This is a genomic window from Paenibacillus sp. XP01, from assembly GCF_057364885.1.
In genome coordinates this window covers 1,566,671-1,591,051 of record NZ_CP139481.1, presented here as the reverse complement: position 1 = coordinate 1,591,051, position 24,381 = coordinate 1,566,671, and the positions used below count along the sequence as shown (strand labels likewise).

The following is a 24,381-nucleotide window of genomic DNA, read 5'->3' as shown; positions in this document are numbered from 1 at the left end:
GAAATATGGTACAATAAGGTCGGCAACAGCCTCCTTATCCTATCCAGAAACGGAGCTTGATCCCGTTGAAATATATGCAATCAGACACTGAAACGTCTCTTTCAAATCCAAGGGAATCTACTCCCCCTGCTAATCATGCTGCAGAGCAGTCGCGCGTTATCGCCATATGCCTGCTTGCGGGCAAAATCATGCTGCAAAGCGGAGGCGAAACCTACCGGGTGGAAGATACGATGAAACGTATGGCGGCGGCACTGGGACTGCCCCATTCCCATAGTTATGTCGTGCCGACAGGCATTTTTTTCTCGGCGGACGCCACCGAACCGGCCAAGCTGATTCGCATTTCGGAACGGACGACCAACCTGTACAAAGTGTCTGAAGTGAATGCCGTCTCCCGCCGCATCGGCCAAGGGGAATTGACCGTGGAGGAAGCCTATGAGCTGCTGCAGCGGATCGAAGGACAACCTTCTTCTTATTCCACGGCCGTACAGTTAGCTGCTGCAGCGTTTTCCAGCGGTTGTTTTACAATTATGTTCGGCGGCACATGGGTCGATTTCCTGCCTGCCCTCTTGTGCGGCGGCGTCGGTTATGCCGCAGTCATCGCCTTTCATCGGCTCGTATTGGTCAAATTTTTCGCCGAGCTTAGCGCCTCGTTTGTCGTTGGCTTGCTCGCCTTTCTGCTGGTGTACATCGGCGCCGGACATGAGCGGGACAAAATCATTATCGGTTCGGTCATGCCGCTGGTACCGGGTCTGCTCATCACAAATGCCGTGCGCGATCTGATGGCCGGACATCTCGTATCGGGATTGTCCAAAGGGGCCGAGGCGTTCCTGACCGCCTTTGCCATCGGCACGGGCATCGCAGTCGTATTTTCATTTTGGGCGTAACACGGAGGAATGCACGTATGCTTCAAGTTTTGGAACAAGCGCTGACCAGTTTTATCGCGTCCGCTGCGTTCGGCATCATTTTCAATGCGCCACGGCGCATGCTTCTCCACGGCGGCTTCGTCGGCATGATCGGCTGGCTAATCTATGTTGCGCTGGAATATGCCGCAGATGCCGTACCCGCAACGCTTGTGGCCACCATCGCGGTCGGCGTCATCAGCCAATGGTTTGCCCGCATGTTCCGGTCTCCCGTCATTATTTTCAGCGTCGCAGGCATCATCCCGCTCGTCCCAGGGGGGCTTGCCTACAACGCCATGCGCAATTTCGTGCAAAACGACTACAACACGGCCATGGAGATGGCCGCCAAAGCGTTGATGTTGTCAGGAGCGATTGCGGTAGGACTCGTATTATCCGAGGTGCTGAATCAAACCATCCGGCGATTGTCCTCCAGGTCTGCACACGCCAAACGATAATGTTTTGTTTTCGAAGCTTCACGCATGTCGAACAGCCCAAACGAACAGATTGCCTTTCTGTTCGTTTGGGCTGTTGTTGCAGCGGAATCTGTACAACAGGTTCAACACGGCACGAGAATCTCCTAATTTATGAAAAACGCGTTTTACGGCAGCGCACGCTTCATGACTGCCGCGAAGAGCTCTGCCGCATCGCCGCTGCCGGCCGTCATGTAATGGTCGCGATCCGTATGATCAAACCCCATCCATACAGCGGCTGTCCAACGATCCGTATAACCCGCAAACCACAAGTCCCGGTTCGCTCCCTGCCCGGCTCCGGAAACCCCCGCCTGAGTCGTTCCCGTTTTGCCTGCAACCGGATGACCGATTATCCGGGCCCGTTTCCCTGTGCCCTGGCTGACTACGCGTTGCAGCATCTTCGTCATTTCCGCAGCAGTTCGGGAAGAGATCACCGATTTGTTTTCAGGCCGGTACTCAACCACTTTCTTTCCCTGAGCATCCGTAATATCGCGAATCAGATGCGCCGTATTGAATTTGCCTCCATTGGCAAATACGGCATAAGCTTGGGCCATCTTCAACGGTGATACCCCCTTATGGAGTCCACCGAGTGCAATGGACAGGTTCCGGTCCTCATCCCCCAGTGCGATGCCTAGCCGTTCAGCGAACTGTCGCGATTCATCCAGCCCGTTTTCGTTGACCAGCCATACTGCCGTACTGTTGATCGACTTCTCCACCGCTTGCATCATGGTCACGCTCCCGCGATAATGCCCTCCCGGGTTGCGGGGCTGGTAGCCGCCGTAACGAAGAGGTTTATCGGGCAGCATGCTGTTCGGCGAATACCTCCCGGATTCGAGCGCTGGACCGTACGCAATCACGGGTTTGAAAACAGAACCTGGTTGCCTGACATCCGCCGTGGCACGGTTGATGCCCCCTGCGACCGGATCGCGGCCCCCCATCATGGCTTTTACTTCCCCATTATGTTGATCCACGATAACCATACCCGCTTGCACCTGTTCATCCGCCCGGTCGTCCCGAAAACGGGACGAGTCCTGAAACACGCTTTCCATCGCAAGTTGGGCCGTATCGTCCAGGCCTGTGCGAATCGTCCATCCGGCATTCTGAATCTGTTCCTTGCTTCTGCCCGTCAACTGCGATGCTTCCTCCAATACCGCATCCAGAGCAGATATGTAGGCCGGTTCCCCATCCTCGTCCATTGCCGCCTTCGATGACGACGTTTCGTATTCGGCACGCTTTGCTTCTTCCATCTCTCTCCTTGTAATCAGGCCTTGCTCGTGCATAATGGTCAAAACGACGTCCCTTCTTTGCTCTGATCGCCGAGGGTCATCGACAGGATTGTAAATCGAAGGACCTTTGGGCATTCCAGCCAACGAGGCAATCTGTCCGATGCTGAGCTCGTTCAGATCCCTTACCCCGAAATATCTCCAGGCAGCAGCCTTCACGCCGTACTGCTGGCGACCCATATAAATGCGGTTCAGGTACATTTCCAGAATGTCATCCTTGCCATACCTCTTTTCGAGCGCAAAGGCAATGGACGCTTCATTCACTTTGCGAATGAGCGTTTTGTTGCCATTCAAATACAGGTTCCTGGCCAGTTGTTGGGTAATGGAACTCCCGCCCTGACTCATATCCATATGCAGCGTATTTTGCAGCAGCGCCCTGCCAATTCCGATGACGTCCATTCCATGATGACTATAGAAGCGCCGATCCTCCGTGGCAAGGAACGCATCGATGAGCAGTTTCGGCATTTCCTCCAAACGGGCATACTCCGCATATCCCTTATAGTCGGTACGCAGCTTCGCTACTTCCTCATCCTCCGCGTTAAGGATCGTCGTTGAAGAAACCTTGGATAATGCGGGCGGATTGCCGCGCACCACCACCTCACCGTAAATCAACATATAGGCGCAAGCCATCGCCATCAACAATACGATTAGAACGGATACATCATAAATCCGGTACAACCAACGCTTGTGCATTCGTTTCAACATCCCGTGTCCCGATGCAGCGATCGTTCGCGAGTCATATCGTCTGCCCCCTGCTGCTCCGCGTCTTCCAGCGCATGTTGAAGCAGTACGGTCTGCTCATAGGCCAGCCGGACCCAATGCTGGATCTCCGCCTCATCACGACAACGTCCTTCCAACACTTCGGTGAGAGAGGATCGAATTCCGTACAACGTAAGCTGCACAGGGACATTTGTCGTAGGGCCTGCATCCGCTACCGCGTCAACATGTTCAATTGGAGATGTATCCTCTGCATGAAAAGCTCCTTGCTCCTCTTGCAACCGATAAGCCACTTCATTCAGATCGGCGGCGATTTGCCGAAGCTCTCCTCCGCTCATCACTTCGATCGTCTTGGGCATCCTGCCGTGCGCCAAATCGTGCGTGCCCCGGGCAATTTGCTCCAGATCGGCGCTAACCTTCTGGGAACGAATCCAAAAAAACAGCATAAACAGAACTGCCCCGCCTACAAAAAGAAGCGGAGTTCTCCCGATGTGATTGATCACCCAGTGAACGATGCGGGACAACGATCCGTCCCCGACAAGTACATGACGATAAATGAATTCAAACGTTTGAGCCATGACAAACAGGAGCGCCGCACTGAGAAGTGCACTCGCTCCGCAAATGTATGCATACCTGCTCCTTACGCTGTCCATCCGTCTGTTCATTCAGGTATCCTCCTCCATAGCGTAGTCATTTACAACTCATGGATATAAAGATACCGGATGTTTCTTAACGAAGAAGCGGGGAACTTCTTATCATTTTCTTAAAACGAGCGGAAAACGGGTAACAAAATCCGTTCGACCGTTCTCGCTTGTCGCCATAATCGTGCCATGATGCAGCTCGACCATCGATTTGGCAATCGCGAGCCCAAGTCCTGTCCCCCCCGTTTCACGCGAGCGGGATTTGTCCACCCGATAGAACCGTTCAAACAGATGAGGCAAGTCCTGGGCAGGAATCGGATCGCCATAATTGCTGATTCGCACCACGGCTTCGTTCTCTTCGGCAGCAATCGCGATCTCCACAAGTTTTCCTCTCGCCCCGTAGCGTATCGCATTGCTGAGCAAATTCTCATATGCGCGCACCAACTCTCCCGGGGCAGCCTCAATCCATACCTCTTGCTGGTCGCCGACAAAGCTATAGGTCATGCCCGCCTCTTCCAGCATTGGCGCGAATTCTTCCGCAAGCTGCATCAAAAAAGGCCAAAGGTTAAGCGGAACAAAGGATAACGGCAATCCTCCCCCGCTTACGCGGGTATACTCGAACAAATCGTCAATCAACTTGCGCAGCGTCAACGATTTGTCGTAGGCAATGCTGACGTAGTGACGAAGCTCAATTTCGTCCCGATAACGATCCTTCTCAATATACTCCAAAAATCCCAGAATGGACGTCAGCGGTGTCCGCAGGTCATGGGAAATGCCTGTAATCAGCTCATTTTTGGCAGCAACGGCGCTCCGTTCCTCCTGCAGCGACTTTTCCAGCCGCTCAGCCATCTGATTGATACTTGCAGCAACCACGCCGAACTCATCCGACGTCTTCACCTCAATCCGGTGGGCCAATTCTCCCTTGGCGACTTCCTGAATGCCTTCCGTAATCTCGTCCAGCACAAGCATAATTCTGCGCGTCAACAGAAAGAAAAACAACACAAAGCCGAGAACGCCAACCACAATCATGAGCGGGACGGACCCGATGTAGTTGATCAACCACCGAATTCCCCGTGCGGGGGCAGAATAGTTCGGATATGTTTGCGCTGCAAGTATGGATTGCACGATCAGGTTGCCCCCGTACAAAATGGCTGCTGTTAGAATGCCGCTCAGCAAAAAGGCATAGATGAACTTCCAGCGTACCGTATTTATCAACTTTGAATTCATGATGCAACTCCCTGCGCGTACCATTCACGCAACATTATACAAACGACGGACGTGCCATTGTTTTATTGTGGTTTGATCATTTTATAGCCGACGCCCCACACCGTCTGGATGAATTTCGGATTTTTTTTGTCCGGTTCAATCTTTTCGCGAATTTTGCGGATATGTACCATCACCGTATTGCTTGATTCCATGTATTCTTCTTTCCAGACCTGTTGGTATATTTGCTCCATGCTGAGCACAGAGCCTTGGTGGCGGGCCAACAATTCGAGTACCGCAAACTCGCGCGGCGTAAGATGAACCGGCTGTTCATCGACCCACACTTCATGCGTATCGGTATTGATGACCAATTCGTCGATGGTGAGCTCATGTTTCCTTTTTTCCCGGCCTTCATTAAATTGGTAGTATCTGCGCAGCTGCGATTTTGCCCGAGCCACGAGTTCCAAAGGATTAAATGGCTTCGTGACATAGTCGTCAGCTCCGATGCTCAGCCCCATGATTTTATCCATATCCATGCTTTTGGCGGAAAGCATGATGATCGGCATTTTTTGTTCCTCGCGAATTTTCATGCATGCTTCAATGCCGTCCATGTTGGGCATCATCACGTCGAGGACGATGAGATCCACCCGCTCTTTTCTCAATTGTTCAAGGGCTTCGACCCCGTCATGGGCCGTAAGAATGCGGTACCCTTCGTTACCGAAATAAATTTCCATCAATTTGATGATTTCATGCTCGTCATCCACGAGCAAAATGGTTGCTGGCTCTGCCACGTCACTATTCCTTTCGTTCCACGATTCATGATGATTCATTATACCACCGGGGAACGATTCTGCGAAAATCGTCATGTTCCTCGCGAACCCGCTCGATCTTGGCCATCATGTCATCTGTTTCCTCCGGCTTCGCTTGTTGAATCCAGACCACCGAGGAGACAAGCGCCATCGCCAAGTACAACGAATACAACGCCCAGAACGTCTCATCAGGCCGGTTCCCCCCACAATAACCTTCCACTTGTCCAATGGCATAGGGAATGCTGACTTCTACCCCGAACAATCCCAGTTTCAAAAACTCGTGTATCGGGTCGCCTTGATCAAAACGGCTAAAGTCGATGATCCCGGCTAATCTGCCATCCTTTACGATCAGGTTTCCAGGATGAAAATCATCGTGCTGAAACCGATCCGGACGATGTTTCATCAAATGCAAGCGGCTGTCAATAAAGGCCAGGATGGATTCATCCCGTTTCATCACGATGGGGCATTGAACATACTTCTCCATATAGCGTCGATGCTTTTTGCTTTTGCGGACAAACCATGATTCGGGCTGATCCCGAACCTGAAGGCGATGGAGCATTCTCAACTGCGCGCCGGCCTGCATTCCGATATCCCGTTGTACTTTCTCCGATAACCGGGGGAGTACGTCAGAAGCATCCTCGCCTTCAATATAGCTCAGTACCATATACCCTTGTCCCTCATCCAGCCTCCCCATCGCTACGGGTAACTGACTCATCACACCTATCTGCCTGGCACCGTGCATCCATTGAAACTCGGCCTGTTTCTTCGACTCTTGGCTCGAATCATAGGTACGTACAAGATACTGGCCCTGCGAGGGAACAGTCACTTTGAACTTCCGGTCCGGCGAGTACCCTTTCAAAATCGGCTCAATCGCCGTGGCCTGCCGTAATTCCGGCACAACCCTTAGCGCATCCAGCAATCGGTCATGTGAATTGCCCAGTTCCAATTCGATTTCCTCCCAACTCCGTTATGGTTCATTCAAATCCAATATACCTGCATCCTTGCCTATATAAACCGCAATAATGAATCACATCAAGGCACTGCGAGTGCAGTACCATTTCCGATCGTTGTTATCCCTGGATTTTTCCAATCCCCTTTTTCTAAGGGAAAATCCGGTGAAAAGCCTATGCTTCCGAAGCAGCTTTCTTTCAGAAAGCTTTTAGACCGCTCCGCTTCTTCAGATTGGTTCTGCCTCTCCGTTAACGTGTATATGTTTTTTGCGGTTTATATATGTACCAAATGATGTACCAACGTTATGTATTTACCTTTTCAAAATGAACGAATTCCCCTTTTCCGGAAGACCGAGAACTCCATTCCTCAAAAGACCAAGTTATTCATTGAAGAACCGCCACTTTCTGTTCCTTGCTGGTCAAAGCAAGCATGGTGTACAGCTGCCCCCTATGATGATAAAGGTGGCCCATGATTTCAAGCAGCCACTCCAGACGGCTATACGAGGCTCCCCAATACGATTCTGTGACCTTTAACAGGTCTTCGGTCGTAAATCGGCAGTATCTCAAGTGCAAATATGTCCTGTTATGCAAAAACGCCTTCTTGATCTCGTCGATTGTACGCGGGGAATTCGTTTCATAAAACGATTGCATCTGCGCAAGGGAGGCCCCTTCGGATATGTATAAGTCTGCTCGGCAGATCAAGGACATATGCGACAACAGCTCTCCCAAAGACCGCTTTCCTTCGATCGGAGTCATGGCCAGCTCTTCCTCTGACAGTTGATCGCAGATGTCAAGCAGCGAGTCTATTGCAGTATCAATATGTTTGAACACGGATTCTATCAACGCAAACACTTCCTTTTATTACATTATACAGAACATACGATCGCATAACAATCAAAAATATCCCTCCTTTTTATATAAACAAAATCGCTTCGTTAAACACAAAGCCGGCAAAAAAAGCACCCCTCTCCCGTTAGACGGGATTAGGGGCGCTTTTGTTTCTCATTTCCGCTACGCCGCTGCACATCAGCTGGAATAAATCGAACAGTACGTACGTTCAAAACGGCCTGCCAGCAAATCTTCCTTGCGAATATAGAATTGAAGCTCGCCGCAGTCCCACCACTGAAAGCCGATGCCGTCATGGGTATCCATCTTCAGCAGCAGCAGCGTATCGTCCAACTCGCGTGCTACGCGCTGTTCGTCTCCATCAAAATGCGCCTTCAGCTTGCGCATGCATTCCTGCTCGTTATAATCGTACTCTTCTCCCAACAAAATTTGCAGCAGCGCCTGATGCTCCGCATCCGGATGCTGTCCGTCAGGATACCCGAACATGCCTCCCCAAGTCTGGTCGCTCGGGTGGTTCCAGTCGGATTCGAATTCAATGTACCTGTTAAACAGCTCCTCGCCCGCATCATCCTGACCGGATGACGGAACCGCAAGCGCGTTCAGCGCTTTCGTATCCACATAGGCATATGTAGGTAGTTCAAGATTAGGCAGCACGGTGACGCAGTGGGGCTCGAATTCAGTGTCCAGCGCGGTTTTCCCTTCCGGTGTGCGCCGATTCAAATCTTGAGTATTCGGCTCGTAAATGACACGATGCTCGATATTGTATGCCGGCTCATCCACGCCGATAAAAAAGTATAACATCCCGCGCTCCGGCAAGCTCCCCCGCCCGTTATTCGGCGTATAGGGTGTAAGATCCACCAGATTCAACTGGGCTAAAAAAGTCATCGGAATTCCATCCTTGGTCACCGGCCACTCCATATCGTCCGGCAAATCAGGGTCACCTCCGGCACGCGAGTTCCCGGTTCTCCGGTACTCGTCCGGCGCGTTTGCATCGAGGCGAATTCCCCAACGTCCAGCGGACAACAAAAGATCAGCAGCGGCATCAAGACCGTAGTCCCCCAGCACTTGACGTGCTTTGCGGTTCAGACGCTCACATTGTTCAGGTTTAATCATTATGCTCCTCCTCCTCAGACTCAGACAAAGACATCCCTGGTGAGACGTATTCGGATTCCTACATGTATATTCTGGAGATTGCGTTTTTTTCCCTGCCTGGAGCAAAAAAAAGACCAACATCTATGAACTTCTCTATATACGCAGATGTGCCACAAGATTGGTCTTCTGTCAGAGAGCTCATTCGGACATTGGTCTTGGTTTCATTTCATGTATGTTCGGGCGCTATGTCTCGTCTTCAATCGGTCCGCCCGTTCCGATAACCGATAATATGTTCCTCTCCGTCCAGGAATTCATGCGACTGGTGAGCAGCCATGACGCCATGGTAGCTGATGTCCAGTCCAAGCTCCTCCTCCTCCTCAGTCGAGCGAACGGGAACAAGTTTACCGATCAGCTTCAGTCCAAGCCAGGTCATGATGAATCCCCATAACACCAAGGCGACTAGACCCAATGCCTGTACGCCAAGAAGCTTCCAGCCTCCGCCTGTAAAAAGGCCGCCTTCCGTGGCAAACAATCCGACGGCAATCGTGCCCCACATGCCTGAAACGGCATGGACCGGAAAAGCGCCCACCGGATCGTCGATCTTTCGCCGATCCAGCCAACTCGTGGCCGCCATCATAAGCAGGCCGGAGACCGCGCCGATCAGAATGGCGGCCAGATCGCCAACGAAAGCGCACCCTGCGGTTATGCCGACCAGCCCGGCAAGGGAGCCGTTGATGACCGAGGGGGCATCCGAACGGTTATAGCGGAACAGCGTGTAGAGCAGCGTTGACGCCCCGCCTGCCGCTGCGGACAGCATCGTCACGATGGCAATATGGCCGATGCGCACGTCCGTGGCGCTCAGCGTGCTGCCGGCATTGAAGCCGAACCAGCCGAACCACAGCAGAAACGCGCCGACGGAAGCCAGCGGCAAATTGCTCGGCAGCGCGATGGCACTTACGCCCTGTGCCGTATATTTGCCTTTGCGCGGGCCGATGATCATTGCTGCCGCCAGTGCCGAGAACCCGCCCAAGGCATGGATGACCGCCGAACCCGCAAAATCCTGCATGCCGAGGCTGCTCAGCCAGCCTCCGCCCCAGGCCCAATGACCGCCGATCGGATAGATCACTGCGGTCATCAGAATGATGTACAGCAGATATGCCCTGAAATGGATCCGTTCAGCCACCGCACCGGACACGATGGAAATGACTGCAATCGTGAATGCCGCCTGAAACAGCCAAAATGTCTCCAGCGATACAGGAACTTCCAGGTGAGAAAGATCGCCGTTCAGGAAAAAACCGGTGATACCCACAATGCCTCCGGCATCCGAGCCGTACATCAACCCGAACCCGATCGCATAGAACAGCAGCGTGCCGATCGTAATGTCAGCAAACACCTTCATAATAATGTTCACGCTGTTTTTATATCGGACAAAACCTGCCTCAAGCAGGGCAAACCCGCCCTCCATAAGCAGTATCATGGCCGCGCTGAGCACGACCCAAATCGTATTAAGGCCCGAGCCCAATATCTCTATCGTCATGCCTGTGCATCCTCCGTTTCCCTAAGCTGCAGAATTTCTCGGATCAAGTCGGGAGCAAGCTCGATTTCGTCCCGCTCGATGATGTCCGGATGCGCAATTTGCCCGGCAATTCGATCCAGTTCGCGGATACGCCGTTTGATTTGTTCCATCTTGCGGAACCGTTCCTTCACCTGTACCATATATTCGACAGCCTGGTGATGGGAGGCCGGCCTGCCCGTAAACCACTTGCGCACAGGAGAGAGGGATTGGTAAGCTATTTCCTCGGCCCGCCGTTTTTGTTCGAATTGCTCGATTTTAAGCTTGAGTGAGTCAATCTCATTTTCCTTTTTGACCTTAAGCCTTTCGATAAGGTACAATAAATCGGACGATGATATTTGCAATGCTGTATGGTGGTATACCTCATCAATTACTAACATGTCATGTCAGAACTCCTCACATATCAAGTCACTTGCTACCGATTATAAAATGCATAGACCTTACCGTCAATCTTTTTTTGGAGATGGTTTTTTGTCGTTCCATGATTTTCTTGGATTTTTATATATCAAGCAGCACTCACTACAGGTAACAAGGCGAAATCGATGCTATATTGCTTTGCGTTTTGAGATTGCCCATAACTGCTCAAAATCTTCCACTTCAGACCGACCGCATAAAAGCTGACATACCTTCTCCCCTGTACTCTGTTTAAAGGCCTGAAAAACTCCAACATAACTTGCCTGTGATTCGTTAGGAACGGACACATCTAACCTGTTTAACAAAGCAAATTCAGCACACGCAAAAAAGGCCACCGATCTCGGCGACCCTTCTTCCATGTTTATTTATCAACCCCCCTCAGCGAGGGTGTCCTGGTTAAATCTTTTTGCCCAGGATCGCCAGATCCCGCTTCACGCCGTCCAGCACGGCAACCTCGGGATAATAACCCCACTGTTCAAAACCATACTTGCGAAGCAGTCCCAGGCTTGGCTCATTATGGCCAAAAACAAAACCGAGAATCGTTGTAATGCCCAATCCAGGGCATGCATCAAAAACCGTATTCAACAACCGACCGCCCGCCCCGATTCCGCGGCAGTGCTGATCCACGTATACGCTGACTTCCACCGTTCCGTTGTACGCCGGACGTCCATAGAACGAGCTTAGACTTGCCCAGGCGACAACTTGCCCATCCTGCTTCATGACCCACAAGGGACGACGGTCCGGTGAATGCTCCTCGAACCACGGCATGCGCTGTTCTACCGTCACCGGCTCCAAATCGGCCGTGACCATACGGCTCTCAATGGTCGAATTATAAATCTCCACGATCCTCGGCAAGTCCTCAAGGCGCGCATATTCAATCTGCGCATGTTCCAGCTTCATCTCTACTCCTCCATCGTTCCAAATCAAACCTCTGATTATAGAGGATATTATAACGGAGAAAAGAAGCAGGCGTCACCCTCAAACATCGGGACAGTGAACAAACGAATTTATCGAATTTACTCGGGCAGCCCCTGCACTGTGTTCCCCCGGGTCATCTGCTGACTCTGGTCTGCCCAACGAATGTTGATTGAACGAGAGGTAAACAGATCAGGACCGTCCGATACCTGAAAATGCAGATGAGCTTCACTGGAGTTGCCCGAGTTGCCGAGCTGGCCGATGAGGTCTCCTTGTTTGAGGGTGTCTCCTTTTTGAACTGCTACGCTGCCTTCCTTGATATGTGCGGTGATGCTGTATTCTCCATTTCCATGGTCGATGACCACATAATTGCCCGCAGGCTCCTCAGCATTCATCACGCCCGGCGAATTATCGGGAATATCGTTCTTGACCTCGACGACAGTACCGTCTGCAGCCGCGTACAGCGGCTCGCCGAAAGCATAGTAATTCTCGTTTACCGCTGCATCGCCTTGATAACTTAATTGATCTTTCGTGCGCACAACGTCCAGCGCGTAGCGCTGTGTTTCATGCTCATAGTGGTAGTTGGACAAAACGTTGTTGCCTCCCCAGAAAACAAACCACTCCCCCTTTAACGGGAATTGAAACACAGTTTTGGTGAATTTGGTGTCGGTATCCTGGTGGGTTTCCAGCGGCAGAATGACCAAGCCAGCAATCTGGTTGTCCGCTGTAAAACTCACCTGTACCCCTTTGACCCCTGCCTTGTCCATCCAGGCACACTCCGTTAAATGGTTTATTTTGGCATAGACTACCTGATCCCAGGATGTCACCCCCTCCAGAAAGCTTTCGGCAGACGCCTTGAACTGATTCAAGGTTACGACTTCCTTCATTTCAGGGGTAAACTGGCTATAGATTGCGTCCTTCGAACCGTTCATCAGTATATCTATGAAATTGTCTGGCGTTACCATGGCGTCCCCTCCCGGATTTGCAGTCTGTTCCTGATTGATTTTCTCACTTGATTCATTCGGCCTGGATGTCTGTTCAACTGTTGGCTGCTCCGCCTGCTCCGCCTGTTCGACCTGTTCGGACGTTACCGAATGACCGCAGGCAGACAAAATCAAACAACCTCCAAGCGCTATGGCAACCAACCCCCGGCTCTTGCCGTTCTTCGGGTACCCTTTGCACAACATGTTCATTGAGCTTGCAACCTTCCTTTCCGCTAATCAATCTACGTTTACGTTAAGTGTACAAAATGAATCTTATCCTTCGTCTAACTCTTCCTTACATCCAGCTAAACTCGTCACGCTTCCGACGTTTCATAATTAAGGTTCCGTTAAGACAGGAGGCAGCCCAAGAGGTCTTCCGAATGGTATGATTAGCAGTAAACGTCTTGAAAGTACGAGGAGGTCATTCATTCCATGATGAATCATGTCTCATTACTGCTTGTGGATGACGAACAAGCTATTCTGCATATGCTCAAAACCGTTCTGCTTAAAGAGCAGTTTCTGGATATCGATACCGTAACGACAGGCGAAGCCGCATTGGAAGCATGCAGTAGCAAGACCTATCATTGCATCGTGCTGGACATCATGCTCCCCGGCAAAAGCGGGCTGGAAATCTGTCCTTTTCTGCGGCAGGTCACCGATGCTCCTATCCTGTTTCTAACAGCCAAAACCACCGATTATGACAAATTAACCGGGTTCGCCGTCGGGGGCGATGATTACGTCATCAAACCGTTTAACCCTCTCGAAGTGGTGGCCCGAATCAAATCATTATTGAAGCGATACTTGCCTTCAAAAACAGCAGCCATTCCGGAGCAAGGCAAAGGCAATCCTGACGCAATTACGTCATCTCCCGACATTCCGGAGGGAGTGTATGATTTTGGACGATTTCAGGTGCTCGAACTGGCTGGCGAGCTTCGGGTTGAAGGACAAGCGGTGTCCTGCCCGGCTCTTGTTTTTCAACTGCTGCTCTTTTTTTGCAAACATCCCAACCGCATCTTCACCAAACCGGAACTATATGAGCGGGTATGGGGCTCGGAAGCCCTAAGCGATGACAACACTGTTATGGTTCATATCCACCGCATTCGGGAACGGATCGAAGCCGACCCTTCCAATCCTGTGTTTCTCGTCAATGTCCGCGGCCTGGGTTACAAACTGATTCAGTCGGACAACGGATCTCGTCCATGAGCATTCGCCGCAGGTTAATGACCCGATTTATCGGAATGCTTGCCGGGACGGTCGTTCTTATTATCCTGCTTGGTTCATTGGCCACGTACTGGGTCGTGCAAAAGGTAAATGAAGTGAATCTGGTCGATGATTTTGCCTACAGTGGTCTTGACCAGCTGATCGACACCGCAGAGTTTATGCCGGATGGTACGATAAAGTATGATCCCAAGCTGCTGGAGCAGGTCGACAAAAATCAAGGATGGCTGCAAGTCCTGGACGAACAGGGCTACGCCATTGATGATTACCACACCCCGGCCGACGTACCTGCTCACTATAAACCCGGAGAATTGATTGCATATTGGGAATCCGAAAAACCGTTTCCTTATCAGCTCACCATCCTGATCCGTGAGAAAAACGGAAACAACTTCACCTTGTTATACGGCGAACGGAATTCGGCCAGAGCCTTGCTGGATCAAATACGGCCAGATCATTCCTACACTAGCGGGAAGCTGGTTCTCAAACCCGATGCGCAGGAACTCATTTATTCCGCTAACGCTTACCTTCAAGTATTGGACGCGAGCGGACGCGAGCTCGTCTCCTATAACAAACCGGCCATGGGCGTGCCCAGCCAATACAGCCTTCAGCAATTGATTCTGCTTGTCCGTTATCCCAGTCGATCAGGCATATCCATGGCAACCTGGTACGATGAACAGAATGAAACCACCTGGCTGATCGGCGTACCCGGCGACCCATCATTGCCAGGCGACCAGAACCCCTACAATTTCATATTGGAGCCCACTTTGATCGTCTTGATCCTGTCCGTCATCGTTTTACTCATGTTGCTTGCCTTTTGGTATGCAAATCGTTTTGGTTCCCCCATGCTGCATATGCTCCAATGGCTGCAGCGCCTGGAGCGGGGACATTACGAAGAACCCACTGGAGCCTTGGGAGTGCCCCGGAGCCAACGCCGCAACGGAAAGTGGAAACGGAAATACCGCGTGTATGCTGAAGTGCTTCACTCCATGCGGGCTTTGTCCCACACGTTGAAGCAAGACGAAGAGCTTCGCAAACAAACCGAGTCGCTGCGGGAGGAATGGATTGCAGGCATCACGCACGATCTCAAGACACCCCTCTCCTCCATTCAGGGGTATGCCCATATGCTTGAGGCAGACAAATATAGTTGGACCGAGGAGGAGGTCAAGGAATTTGCGGGGATCATGCTGGATAAATCCATGTATATGGACAGGCTTGTGAATGACCTTGCGATGACCTATCGATTGCGGAGCGGCGGGTACCAACCTGACGTGGAGAACACTGACGTAAATACGCTGCTACATGATCTCATCCAGCGTGCTGAACGAAACCCGGCATACGGGGAGGATCGTATCACATTCCAACCTTCCGAAGTGCCTGTGCATGGCCTTGTGCATATCCCTTCGTTTGAACGAATCGTGGATAATCTGACTGCCAACGCCCTTCTCCATAATCCGCCCGAGACCAAGCTCGTCGTTACTGTGCATCCCGGGGAACATACAGGTGCATTCAGCATCCAGTTTGCCGATAATGGACGAGGCATGAACCCGGAGACGGTATGGAAGCTGTTTGAACGTTATTATCGCGGTACGGACACAGGTACATCGGATGTCGGATCAGGTCTTGGCATGGCCGTAACCAAAGGGTTGATCGAAGCAATGAAAGGCCGGATCGAGGTACATTCCACTCCTGATGAGGGAACGATCATTTGGTTAATATGGGACGAAAAATCAAAAAACAAATCGAACATTGCCCCTTGACCTTTCCATTTTCAGTCTATATAATCGACACTCAATAACACCTGTTCCAAAAAATTGAACCACATTCATCCCATGACCGACTTCGTCATGACCTGAATATATGGCAATGACCGGAGACATGATTTCGATTGCGTGCTGCCCAGAGAGAGAAGGGATTGGTGAAACCTTCTTCAGCGAACGGATCGAAGTTACCCCTCCGCAGCCGCGAGCTTGAACCCCGGCCTTTCTTCCGGAGCCTTCCGCAAGATCCAGCCGGCCGCCAGTAGAGTTCGCCGTCTGATCCCCGATAACGGATCCAATGAGGGTGATGAATAGACCTTGCTTGCGGCGGCTGGCCGCGGCGGGAGTTCATTGCCGAATCAGGGTGGAACCACGAGCCGAGCGCACTCGTCCCTTTTTCCGGGACGGGTGTTTTTTTGCGCTTCCAATTCTAAAAAATGGAGTGTGTTTCCACATGAGTCATTCACAGAAACAAGGCAATTCCGCCAGCCATTCACCGTCTTCGCTTTCTTCCAGCCCATCAGAGGGCTGCATCGAAATTTACCTCAATCAGGCCGAGAGTCGCGTCTTTGAAGCAGGCGTTTCCGTCGGGGGAGTGGCCGCTTCCATCAGCACAAGCCTGGGCAAACAAGCCATCGGCGGGATCGTCAATGGTCAACATGTCGACCTGGACTATGTCTTGGCGCACCAGGATCGACTTGAAATCGTAACCTTGGACAGCGAAGAAGGACTTCGCCGGTATCACCACACTACAGCCCACGTTCTCGCTCAGGCGTTGAAACGCCTTTATGGCGCAAGCCAAGTTAAATTGGGTATCGGTCCGGTAATTGAAGACGGATTTTATTATGACATTGATCTGGATCAAACGTTGTCCGTAAGGGATCTGGCCGATATCGAAAAGGAAATGCACGCCATTGTCCGGGAAAACCTGGACATCAAGCGCCGCGTGCTGGATCGGGAACAGGCCCTCCGCTTGTTCGAGGAACAAGATGAGCCTTATAAACTGGAGCTGATTCGCGACTTGCCTGCAGATATAGAGCTGTCGATTTACGAACAGGGAGAATTTTCGGATCTGTGCCGGGGACCGCATCTGCCTTCGACTGGCCGGATCAAAGCCTTCAAACTGCTGAGCGTGGCGGGGGCATACTGGCGGGGCAGCTCGGACAACAAAATGCTGCAGCGCATTTACGGCACTGCTTTTCCGAGCAAGGCCGCGCTGGAGGCCCATTTGGAAATGCTGGAGGAAGCCAAGAAGCGGGATCACCGCAAGCTCGGCAAAGAGCTGGAGTTGTTCATGTTCTCCGAGGAAGCGCCGGGGATGCCCTTCTACCTGCCCAAAGGCATGACGATCCGTACTGAATTAGAGCAATTCTCGCGCGAACTGCAGCTGCAGGCCGGATATCAGGAAGTTCGCACGCCATTGATGATGAACAACAGGCTTTGGGAACAATCCGGCCACTGGGATCATTATAAAGACAACATGTATTTCGCGGACGTGGACGATGACACATTTGCCCTGAAACCGATGAACTGTCCGGGTCATATGCTCATTTTCAAAAATCAACTGCACTCGTACCGCGAATTGCCCATTCGCCTGATGGAATTCGGCCAGGTGCATCGCCACGAATTCTCGGGAGCGCTGAACGGCATGATGAGGGTGCGCACATTCTGTCAGGATGACGCCCACCTCTACGTCCTGCCGGAGCAGATCGAAGACGAGATCAACCAGGCGATTTCGTTGATCGGGCGGATGTACGACATTTTCGGCTTCGATTACGCGATCGAGCTGTCCACAAGGCCCGAAGATTTCATGGGATCGCCCGAGCTGTGGGATCAAGCCGAACAGGCCTTGCGAAACGTATTGGAACGCCGCGGCGTGAAGTACCGCCTGAACGAAGGAGACGGCGCCTTCTACGGCCCCAAAATCGATTTCCACATCCTCGATGCGCTGAAGCGCAGCTGGCAATGCGGGACGATCCAACTGGATTTCCAGATGCCCGAAAAATTCGACCTGAGCTATGTCGGCGAAGACGGCCAGAAGCATCGTCCAGTGGTCATCCACCGTGCGATCTACGGCTCCATCGACCGCTTCATCGGCATACTGACAGAACATTATGCCGGCGCGTTCCCGCTGTGGCTGGCTCCCGTTCAGGTAAAGCTGCTCCCGGTGTCCGACCATTATGCAGACTATGCCATGGAAGTGCTGCAGCGGCTGCGGGGAGCCGGCATTCGGGCCGATGCGGATTTGCGCAGCGAGAAGCTGGGTTACAAACTGCGCGAAGCGCAGCTGCAAAAAGTGCCTTATTCGCTTATCGTAGGTGAGCAGGAAAAGCTGGCATCGGCGGCCTCCGTCCGCATTCACGGCCAAGGCGATCAAGGCATGCAAGACATCGAAGCCGTCATTCAGCAGATTCAGGCAGCCGTTCGCGCCAAAGCCTGATACGCCGCCGCACGGTTACAGCCGTTCTTCCGGCCCAAGGCCAACTTGCTGCTCGCTCCATGTCCAGAAGCGTTCGGCTTCCGCATCATTTAGGACGTGGGGCTTCAGCTCCTGTTCCTTTTCGCGGTAGAAATAAGCGCCAGAAATGCCCTGGACATCCGGGCTTGTTGCCAGATAGATCGCCGTTCTGGCCCCCTCTGCTGGCGTAAGGAAAAAGGGCAGTTTGCCCATAAAAGCCATGATGCGTGTGCCGAATCCGGTGTTCCGATTCACGCCGATGCTTGTGCCTACCGCGCCGGGATGCAGGCTGTTCGCCGTAATCCGGGTATGCGACAGCTTCCTGGCCAGGATGCGCGTGAACAGAATGTTCGCCAGTTTGGACTGGGCGTAACTCTTGATTGGATTAAACCCTTGGCGCAGATGAGGATCGTCCCAATGGATTTTGCCCGCCTTATAGGCACCGGAGGAAACATTGACGATCCTTCCCTGTTCCGCGGCCTTAAGCGGTTCGATGAGCAGCAAGGTCAGCAGAAAATGCCCTAAATGGTTGATGCCGATGCATCGTTCGAAGCCATCCTTCGTTTCTTCGCGCTTCATCATGACTACGCCCGCGTTGTTCACCAGCACGTCAAGGGTGTCGTAGCGTTCGCGGAAGCCTCGGGCAAACCGGCGAATGCTATCCAGCGATCCCAGATCGCACAGCATCAGCTCAATGTGGGTGGAGCCGGATTCGCGCAATGCTTCCTGAAGCGCCTGTCGGCCCCGCTCTTCGCTGCGGCAAGCCATGACAACGCGGTAGTTTTGTTTGGCCAGTTCAATCGTGGTCGCGAGTCCCATGCCGGAATTGGCACCGGTGACGATCGCCGTTTTTATGGACATGATTCGTGTACCTCCTGACCCCGAAGGTCTTATCGATTTGGCATAGCTTTATGCGGGATGGGCATTCGTAAGAACAATATGAGATAATGGAAGCATCGCATCCGGTTCATATGGGAGGACATGACATGCTGAGCAAAGAACAATTCAAAAAAATCAAAAAAGAAGCCAAGCTTGAGTTGAAACGACTGGAAAAGGAATACGCAAACCTGCGGCATACGGCCGAATCCCCCTTGCCTGCACGACAAGACGATTGGACGAACGAAGAGCTCCGGGAAATGGCCCGAAGACGTTTGCATCGCAGATATGCTTCCATCACCATCGAGTGCTGTACCATTGTCGAACACATGCTGCATGAGTTGTACCAGCAATCGTACCAACAGCCTTTCAATTCGGTCCAATTGATGAAAACTCCTGCCTACCGTTCCCGATCCAACATCGAGATCCTTCAGGCCGAATTGAAAAAGCAGCATATCTCCCCGGTACCGAAGCAGGAGTCGGAACAGCCGGATCAGGCCATCGTCCAGGTGTTTCAGTTGAGAAACAAGCTGATGCTTGAACATTTTGAATTCGCTGCCGTCATGAAAGACCACCACGATGCCTCCCGAACCTTGGCGTGGATTCTCGATACGATGAAGGCATACAGGAAACAATTGAAATATCGGCCGGCATAACCGGCGGCAAACTATAAACCTAACCAAGGAGGTGTGCCGGACCCGCTCCGGAGAATCAATGAACAAACCCATTCCATCCCTGACCGTGCTTCAACTTCATATTCCTACTCCGGCAGGCCTCAATCCGATCCATCCTGTCCTGCTGCGCGACAATGACGGAATTACGCTCATCGATACGGGCATGATCGGACAATTCGCGGAGCTGCAAGCTGCGCTGGAACTGGAAGGCGTGCAGCTGTCGGATATCAAACGCGTTATCATTACCCATCAGGACATCGATCACATCGGCAACCTCGGCGCTCTGCTGGACGCCGTTCCCGGCTTGGAAGTGTGGGCACATGCGGAAGAAGTCCCTTACCTGAACGGCGAATTGCCGTTGATCAAATTCACGCCGGAACGCATAGCACTGCTGCCTGCACCGATAGCCGAACTCGCTGATCAGCTGCTTGCGCAGCTGCCCGAAATTCAAATCTCCCGCGTCCTGCAGGACGGGGACATACTGCCGCTTCAGGGCGAGGACGGGATTCAGGTCATCCATACGCCAGGACATACGCCAGGGCACATCTGCCTGTATGTTCGCGATCAACATCTCCTTCTGGCGGCCGACGAACTCCGGGTGGTGGACGACGAACTGGTCGGCCCTGCGCCGACGGTTACCCCGGACATGCCTGAAGCGCTGCGCAGCTTGAACCGCCTGACTGGCCTCAAGCTGGACAAGGTACTGTGTTATCACGGCGGGGAATATACCCAAGACCCAAGCGGGCGCATCAAAGCTCTGGCCGAGGAAGCGCGGTAATCATCGCTTCGGCCAGACGATTTTGCACGAATCGATCCACGCATCTGCCGAAGAAGCCGAGTCCTCTATGTAGGGCCTGGCTTCTTTGCATAGTGCCGCCTCCCATTGAAAGCAACTATTTGGGAATTTTGCGAACATCTCTTATAATAAAACGATGTACATATGAAAGGTGGACGTTCTAATCATGACATCAACCCCATTATCCCGCCTGGAAGCCGATCTGTCGGCGAACGGCCTTGATGCTGTCCTGATCACTGATCCGAAGCATATTTATTATTTGACCGGCTTTGCAAGCAATCCGCATGAACGCTTTCTCGGCCTGGTGCTCGCCCGCGGCGAGGAGCCGCTGCTGATCGTGCCTGCCCTGGATGCGGATGCCGCATCAGCCGCTTCTTCGGTCAAAAACATTGTAACGCACTCGGACACGGACAATCCATATCACCTGCTGCAACGTTATCAAGGCAGGCTGGAACGGATCGGTCTCGAAAAAGAATACATGACGGTATCCCGTTACGAGCAGTTGGCCGCCGCTCTCGGCTCGACCCGCTTCGAAGACGTCGGTTCGCTGCTGCGTGCGCTGCGCGTGAAGAAATCGCCGGAAGAAGTGGCCCGGATGCGCCATGCCATTCATCTGATCGAAGAGGTACTGCGCCAAGGTCTCTCCCACGTACGTGCGGGCGTTACCGAAATCGAGCTGGTCGCCGAGATGGAATATCAAATGAAGAAACTGGGCGCCGACGGCCCATCCTTCGACACGATGGTATTGACCGGTCCCAAAACGGGACTGCCGCACGGCACGCCAGGTGACCGTAAACTCCAGCACGGAGACCTGCTGATGTTCGATATGGGCGTATATGCCGGGGGTTATGCATCCGATATTACCCGTACTTTTGCCTTTGGCGACATCTCGCCGGAGCTGAAAACCATCTATAATACGGTGCTTGCAGCCAACGAAGCGGCCATTCGTGCCGTGAAACCCGGCATTACCTGCGCAGAAGTGGACCGTGCCGCCCGCCAAGTCATCGAAGAAGCAGGATACGGCGAACGGTTTATGCACCGCGTAGGACACGGTCTCGGCATCGACGTACACGAATATCCATCCCTGCATGGACAGAACCAGGACATTCTGCAGGAAGGAACGGTGTTTACGATCGAGCCTGGCATTTATGTCAGCGCTGGCGGCGTGCGCATTGAAGATGACGTGCTCGTGACCGATACGGGGATTGAGGTGCTGACCAGCTATCCGAAAGAACTGCAGGTGCTCACGGACTAAAGCCTGATCGGCCCTTGACTCACTGGCGCAATCTGCATGCATTTCGCGTCAAATTGAAAAAGTGCCGCAAAACGACCGAATGCGTGGCATTCATCGTCTTGCGGCACTTTTTATGTTTTAGAACATGCGCGTGTCGTTCATGTCCTTGGTTTGAACCGGTGCAACCGGCTCGTCCTTGAACACGAAATTTCTGGCAACGTACAAGAACGGCGTCCCCACGGCGGTCAGCACGAATTTGATGACATACGTCGTCAGGAAAATCTCGATCCATACGTCCCATGTATAGATAAACGCAAACGCGATGGTGCAGAACACCAGCGTATCCACGAAAGAGCTGATGATCGAACTTCCGTTGTTGCGAATCCACAGCTGATTCCGTCCCGGAAACAGCTTGCGCAGCCAGGTATAAAGCCGCACGTCCAGGAATTGGCTGATAAAGTAGGCCGTCAGGCTTCCAAGCGCCAATCGCGGCAGCAATCCGAACAGGATCTCCATCGGTTTCTGGGCAAAATCCGTCGATGCCGGATCAAAGAACAATACCATTTGCATCAATACCGTGGTCATGATCAGCGTAAAAAATCCGAACCACACCGCTTTGCGCGCCTCGCCCGGACCATACCTCTCATTCAACAGGTCGCTGGTCAGGTACATGCTGACATACATCGTATTGCCTAAGGTCAGCACGATCCCCATAATATCAATCGTCTTCGTCACCTGAATGTTGGCAATGACCGTCGCTACGCCGATCCAGGCATACAGTCCTTTTTTGCCGAACAAACGATAACATAACAGGAAAAATCCATAAGTCACGAGAACGAACAGCGCTCCCCACCCTAAATTAAACATACTATTTACACTGCCTTCCTAGTTTTGATTACGCGGGATGGTTACGAACCGCGGCCCTGGCCCCTTTGGCCAAAACATGAATTACTCTAACACATTTCTCCCGACTTGAACAGACTTAAATTCAACCAGCCCTTCCCTGCCGAACATCCTTGCGAAAAAAGCCGCCCTTCGGGACGAACCCGAAAGACGGCTTGCTAACCTTGCATTCATGCAGCTGCGGTTTAACCTGAACGATGGACGGCCGGTGATGCTGGCCTTCTTTACGGGTTGATCCGGATCAGGCCTGAACGGCCGTGTCCAGATCTTGACCGCGATCGTTGTACGTGTTCTGGTCGTTCTCTTTCAGAATTTTGCTGGATACGAGACCGGCGGTCATCGAATCGTTCACGTTCAGCGCCGTACGGCCCATATCGATCAGCGGCTCCACGGAGATGAGCAGGCCTGCGAGTGCAACAGGCAGATTCATCGTGGACAGCACGATCAGGGAAGCGAAGGTGGCTCCGCCGCCTACGCCGGCTACCCCGAAGGAGCTGATGACAACGACGAGAATCAATGTAAGGATGAAATCCCAGCTCATCGGGTTAATGTTCATCGTAGGCGCGATCATGACGGCAAGCATCGCCGGATAGATCCCGGCGCAACCGTTCTGTCCGATCGTTGCTCCGAAGGTCGCCGACAGGTTGGCGATGCCGTCCGATACGCCAAGTTTCTTCGTTTGAGTTTCCACGTTCAGCGGAATCGTTGCCGCGCTGGAACGGGACGTAAACGCAAATACAAGCGTTGGCAGCACTTTTTTCACATACGTGACAGGGTTGAAACCGAAGAGCGAAATAATGATGAGATGAATGATAAACATCACGATCAACGCCACGTAAGATGCGATGACGAACTTGAGCAGCTTCAAAATTTCATCCGGGTTCGTCGTCGCCGTCACCTTTGTGATCAACGCCAAAATGCCGTACGGCGTCAATCGGAGTACCAGCGTAACGATCCGCATGACCACGGCATACACCGCGTTGACCATGCTGCGGAACGTTTCCGCCTGCTCCGGTTTTTTGCGATCCAGCCCAAGCACCGCCACCCCGATAAACGCGGAGAAGATGACGACAGCCAGCGTCGATGAACGGCGGGCTCCCGTCATATCCGCGAACGGATTGGACGGAATGAACTCCAGCACTTGCTGCGGAATCGTCTGGTCCTGCACATCCACCAGTCGTTCTTCCATCTTCTGGCCTTGAGCAATCTCTTTCTCGCCGCCCTGAATGTCGATCGCCTTCAGATCAAAGCTGAGGCTGGTCACGATGCTGACGCTGGCCGCGATCGCCGTCGTGATCAATAGAATCGCGATGATGGAAAAGCTCATTTTGCCCAGGTTCTGCTTGCCCTTCAAATTCATGATGGCCGAGATGATCGACACCATGATCAGCGGGATAACGACCATTTGCAGCAATCGAACATAACCCGAGCCGACCAGATTGAACCAATCGACCGATTTGGCGATGACGTCAGAACCGGAAGGGTAGATCAACTGCAGCGCTACGCCGAATACGACCCCGAGCCCAAGTCCCGCAAAGACCCGCTTGGTGAAGGAAATATGTTTCTTTTGCATCCAGATCAGGACGCCCAGAAGAACGAGCATAACCGCTACGTTCAGAATGATTTGAAAAGTACTCATTGCTTGAATCCTCCCTTGAAAAATAATTCAT

Annotated in this window: 23 protein-coding genes; 8 read left to right on the top strand and 15 right to left on the bottom strand. The window is 52.4% G+C overall.

The window, feature by feature from the left end; translation table 11 throughout:
* The first annotated feature begins 74 nt into the window (after positions 1–74).
* Positions 75–884 carry a threonine/serine exporter family protein gene (locus tag SNR34_RS07230; RefSeq protein ID WP_486181525.1) on the top strand — a complete coding sequence of 270 codons (810 nt, stop codon included), beginning with the start codon at positions 75–77 and terminating at the stop codon, positions 882–884.
* Between the two features lie 17 nt (positions 885–901).
* On the top strand, positions 902–1,354 hold the full coding sequence (locus SNR34_RS07225) for a threonine/serine exporter family protein (RefSeq protein WP_486181524.1): 453 nt from the start codon (positions 902–904) through the stop codon (positions 1,352–1,354).
* A 143-nt stretch (positions 1,355–1,497) separates the two neighbouring features.
* Here the strand turns inward: SNR34_RS07225 and SNR34_RS07220 are convergent, their stop codons facing one another.
* From SNR34_RS07220 to SNR34_RS07165, 12 genes are all read right to left on the bottom strand, one after another.
* Positions 1,498–3,345, bottom strand: a complete 1,848-nt coding sequence (locus SNR34_RS07220; protein WP_486181523.1) for a transglycosylase domain-containing protein — start codon at positions 3,343–3,345, stop codon at positions 1,498–1,500.
* A gap of 5 nt (positions 3,346–3,350) precedes the next feature.
* Positions 3,351–4,034, bottom strand: coding sequence for a hypothetical protein (locus SNR34_RS07215; protein ID WP_486181522.1), 684 nt, complete (start codon positions 4,032–4,034; stop codon positions 3,351–3,353).
* A 90-nt stretch (positions 4,035–4,124) separates the two neighbouring features.
* Complete coding sequence (locus tag SNR34_RS07210) at positions 4,125–5,237, bottom strand: sensor histidine kinase (protein ID WP_236414997.1); 1,113 nt, start codon at positions 5,235–5,237, stop codon at positions 4,125–4,127.
* A gap of 62 nt (positions 5,238–5,299) precedes the next feature.
* Entirely contained in the window at positions 5,300–6,043 is a 744-nt protein-coding gene (locus tag SNR34_RS07205; protein ID WP_339276744.1) for a response regulator transcription factor, read from the bottom strand.
* Positions 6,030–6,968 (bottom strand): aminoglycoside phosphotransferase family protein, encoded by a 939-nt coding sequence (locus SNR34_RS07200; RefSeq protein WP_486181521.1) that lies wholly within the window; start codon positions 6,966–6,968, stop codon positions 6,030–6,032. The genes SNR34_RS07205 and SNR34_RS07200 overlap by 14 nt, the downstream gene beginning before the upstream one ends.
* Before the next feature lie 388 nt (positions 6,969–7,356).
* Entirely contained in the window at positions 7,357–7,803 is a 447-nt protein-coding gene (locus tag SNR34_RS07195; RefSeq protein ID WP_486181520.1) for a DinB family protein, read from the bottom strand.
* A 195-nt stretch (positions 7,804–7,998) separates the two neighbouring features.
* Complete coding sequence (locus SNR34_RS07190; RefSeq protein WP_236415001.1) at positions 7,999–8,931, bottom strand: YwqG family protein; 933 nt, start codon at positions 8,929–8,931, stop codon at positions 7,999–8,001.
* A 235-nt stretch (positions 8,932–9,166) separates the two neighbouring features.
* On the bottom strand, positions 9,167–10,447 hold the full coding sequence (locus tag SNR34_RS07185; protein ID WP_343259965.1) for an ammonium transporter: 1,281 nt from the start codon (positions 10,445–10,447) through the stop codon (positions 9,167–9,169).
* The gene (locus SNR34_RS07180) at positions 10,444–10,863 is read right to left on the bottom strand and encodes a hypothetical protein (protein WP_339276741.1); all 420 of its coding nucleotides are present in this window, start codon (positions 10,861–10,863) and stop codon (positions 10,444–10,446) included. The genes SNR34_RS07185 and SNR34_RS07180 overlap by 4 nt, the downstream gene beginning before the upstream one ends.
* Before the next feature lie 165 nt (positions 10,864–11,028).
* Positions 11,029–11,256 carry a hypothetical protein gene (locus SNR34_RS07175; RefSeq protein WP_486181519.1) on the bottom strand — a complete coding sequence of 76 codons (228 nt, stop codon included), beginning with the start codon at positions 11,254–11,256 and terminating at the stop codon, positions 11,029–11,031.
* 37 nt (positions 11,257–11,293) lie between these two features.
* Positions 11,294–11,797 (bottom strand): GNAT family N-acetyltransferase, encoded by a 504-nt coding sequence (locus SNR34_RS07170; protein ID WP_486181518.1) that lies wholly within the window; start codon positions 11,795–11,797, stop codon positions 11,294–11,296.
* A 116-nt stretch (positions 11,798–11,913) separates the two neighbouring features.
* Positions 11,914–13,005, bottom strand: coding sequence for a peptidoglycan DD-metalloendopeptidase family protein (locus tag SNR34_RS07165; RefSeq protein WP_486181517.1), 1,092 nt, complete (start codon positions 13,003–13,005; stop codon positions 11,914–11,916).
* 225 nt (positions 13,006–13,230) lie between these two features.
* Here SNR34_RS07165 and SNR34_RS07160 point away from each other — a divergent pair, with 225 nt between their 5' ends.
* The 3 genes from SNR34_RS07160 to thrS all read left to right on the top strand — a co-directional run bounded on the left by SNR34_RS07160 (position 13,231) and on the right by thrS (position 18,210).
* A complete protein-coding gene (locus tag SNR34_RS07160; protein ID WP_486182421.1) occupies positions 13,231–13,998 on the top strand; it encodes a response regulator transcription factor in 768 nt (255 codons plus the stop codon).
* The gene (locus tag SNR34_RS07155; protein ID WP_486181516.1) at positions 13,995–15,770 is read left to right on the top strand and encodes a sensor histidine kinase; all 1,776 of its coding nucleotides are present in this window, start codon (positions 13,995–13,997) and stop codon (positions 15,768–15,770) included. Before SNR34_RS07160 ends, SNR34_RS07155 begins: the two co-directional genes overlap by 4 nt.
* A gap of 454 nt (positions 15,771–16,224) precedes the next feature.
* The gene (thrS, locus tag SNR34_RS07150) at positions 16,225–18,210 is read left to right on the top strand and encodes a threonine--tRNA ligase (RefSeq protein WP_486181515.1); all 1,986 of its coding nucleotides are present in this window, start codon (positions 16,225–16,227) and stop codon (positions 18,208–18,210) included.
* 15 nt (positions 18,211–18,225) lie between these two features.
* Here thrS and SNR34_RS07145 read toward each other — a convergent pair whose 3' ends face one another.
* On the bottom strand, positions 18,226–19,089 hold the full coding sequence (locus SNR34_RS07145) for an SDR family oxidoreductase (RefSeq protein ID WP_486181514.1): 864 nt from the start codon (positions 19,087–19,089) through the stop codon (positions 18,226–18,228).
* 125 nt (positions 19,090–19,214) lie between these two features.
* Here SNR34_RS07145 and SNR34_RS07140 point away from each other — a divergent pair, with 125 nt between their 5' ends.
* The 3 genes from SNR34_RS07140 (at position 19,215) to SNR34_RS07130 (ending at position 21,829) form a co-directional block, all read left to right on the top strand.
* The gene (locus SNR34_RS07140; RefSeq protein WP_486181513.1) at positions 19,215–19,760 is read left to right on the top strand and encodes a hypothetical protein; all 546 of its coding nucleotides are present in this window, start codon (positions 19,215–19,217) and stop codon (positions 19,758–19,760) included.
* A 58-nt stretch (positions 19,761–19,818) separates the two neighbouring features.
* The gene (locus SNR34_RS07135) at positions 19,819–20,556 is read left to right on the top strand and encodes an MBL fold metallo-hydrolase (RefSeq protein ID WP_486181512.1); all 738 of its coding nucleotides are present in this window, start codon (positions 19,819–19,821) and stop codon (positions 20,554–20,556) included.
* 184 nt (positions 20,557–20,740) lie between these two features.
* Positions 20,741–21,829 (top strand): M24 family metallopeptidase, encoded by a 1,089-nt coding sequence (locus SNR34_RS07130; protein WP_486181511.1) that lies wholly within the window; start codon positions 20,741–20,743, stop codon positions 21,827–21,829.
* A gap of 117 nt (positions 21,830–21,946) precedes the next feature.
* Here the strand turns inward: SNR34_RS07130 and SNR34_RS07125 are convergent, their stop codons facing one another.
* Positions 21,947–22,675, bottom strand: coding sequence for a queuosine precursor transporter (locus tag SNR34_RS07125; protein WP_343259974.1), 729 nt, complete (start codon positions 22,673–22,675; stop codon positions 21,947–21,949).
* Positions 22,676–22,952: 277 nt separating this feature from the next.
* Positions 22,953–24,350: an L-cystine transporter gene (locus SNR34_RS07120; protein WP_339276729.1), complete on the bottom strand. Its 1,398-nt coding sequence runs from the start codon at positions 24,348–24,350 to the stop codon at positions 22,953–22,955.
* Positions 24,351–24,381 lie beyond the last annotated feature (31 nt).

What these genes read in the sequence shown, in the direction of transcription:
- SNR34_RS07230 (WP_486181525.1), top strand. Translation starts at nt 75, where the DNA reads ATGCAATCAGACACTGAAACGTCTCTTTCAAATCCAAGGGAATCTACT.
- SNR34_RS07225 (WP_486181524.1), top strand. Translation starts at nt 902, where the DNA reads ATGCTTCAAGTTTTGGAACAAGCGCTGACCAGTTTTATCGCGTCCGCT.
- SNR34_RS07220 (WP_486181523.1), bottom strand. Translation starts at nt 3,345, where the DNA reads ATGCACAAGCGTTGGTTGTACCGGATTTATGATGTATCCGTTCTAATC.
- SNR34_RS07215 (WP_486181522.1), bottom strand. Translation starts at nt 4,034, where the DNA reads ATGAACAGACGGATGGACAGCGTAAGGAGCAGGTATGCATACATTTGC.
- SNR34_RS07210 (WP_236414997.1), bottom strand. Translation starts at nt 5,237, where the DNA reads ATGAATTCAAAGTTGATAAATACGGTACGCTGGAAGTTCATCTATGCC.
- SNR34_RS07205 (WP_339276744.1), bottom strand. Translation starts at nt 6,043, where the DNA reads ATGAATCATCATGAATCGTGGAACGAAAGGAATAGTGACGTGGCAGAG.
- SNR34_RS07190 (WP_236415001.1), bottom strand. Translation starts at nt 8,931, where the DNA reads ATGATTAAACCTGAACAATGTGAGCGTCTGAACCGCAAAGCACGTCAA.
- SNR34_RS07185 (WP_343259965.1), bottom strand. Translation starts at nt 10,447, where the DNA reads ATGACGATAGAGATATTGGGCTCGGGCCTTAATACGATTTGGGTCGTG.
- SNR34_RS07180 (WP_339276741.1), bottom strand. Translation starts at nt 10,863, where the DNA reads ATGTTAGTAATTGATGAGGTATACCACCATACAGCATTGCAAATATCA.
- SNR34_RS07175 (WP_486181519.1), bottom strand. Translation starts at nt 11,256, where the DNA reads ATGGAAGAAGGGTCGCCGAGATCGGTGGCCTTTTTTGCGTGTGCTGAA.
- SNR34_RS07170 (WP_486181518.1), bottom strand. Translation starts at nt 11,797, where the DNA reads ATGAAGCTGGAACATGCGCAGATTGAATATGCGCGCCTTGAGGACTTG.
- SNR34_RS07165 (WP_486181517.1), bottom strand. Translation starts at nt 13,005, where the DNA reads ATGAACATGTTGTGCAAAGGGTACCCGAAGAACGGCAAGAGCCGGGGG.
- SNR34_RS07160 (WP_486182421.1), top strand. Translation starts at nt 13,231, where the DNA reads ATGAATCATGTCTCATTACTGCTTGTGGATGACGAACAAGCTATTCTG.
- SNR34_RS07155 (WP_486181516.1), top strand. Translation starts at nt 13,995, where the DNA reads ATGAGCATTCGCCGCAGGTTAATGACCCGATTTATCGGAATGCTTGCC.
- thrS (WP_486181515.1), top strand. Translation starts at nt 16,225, where the DNA reads ATGAGTCATTCACAGAAACAAGGCAATTCCGCCAGCCATTCACCGTCT.
- SNR34_RS07145 (WP_486181514.1), bottom strand. Translation starts at nt 19,089, where the DNA reads ATGTCCATAAAAACGGCGATCGTCACCGGTGCCAATTCCGGCATGGGA.
- SNR34_RS07140 (WP_486181513.1), top strand. Translation starts at nt 19,215, where the DNA reads ATGCTGAGCAAAGAACAATTCAAAAAAATCAAAAAAGAAGCCAAGCTT.
- SNR34_RS07135 (WP_486181512.1), top strand. Translation starts at nt 19,819, where the DNA reads ATGAACAAACCCATTCCATCCCTGACCGTGCTTCAACTTCATATTCCT.
- SNR34_RS07130 (WP_486181511.1), top strand. Translation starts at nt 20,741, where the DNA reads ATGACATCAACCCCATTATCCCGCCTGGAAGCCGATCTGTCGGCGAAC.
- SNR34_RS07125 (WP_343259974.1), bottom strand. Translation starts at nt 22,675, where the DNA reads ATGTTTAATTTAGGGTGGGGAGCGCTGTTCGTTCTCGTGACTTATGGA.
- SNR34_RS07120 (WP_339276729.1), bottom strand. Translation starts at nt 24,350, where the DNA reads ATGAGTACTTTTCAAATCATTCTGAACGTAGCGGTTATGCTCGTTCTT.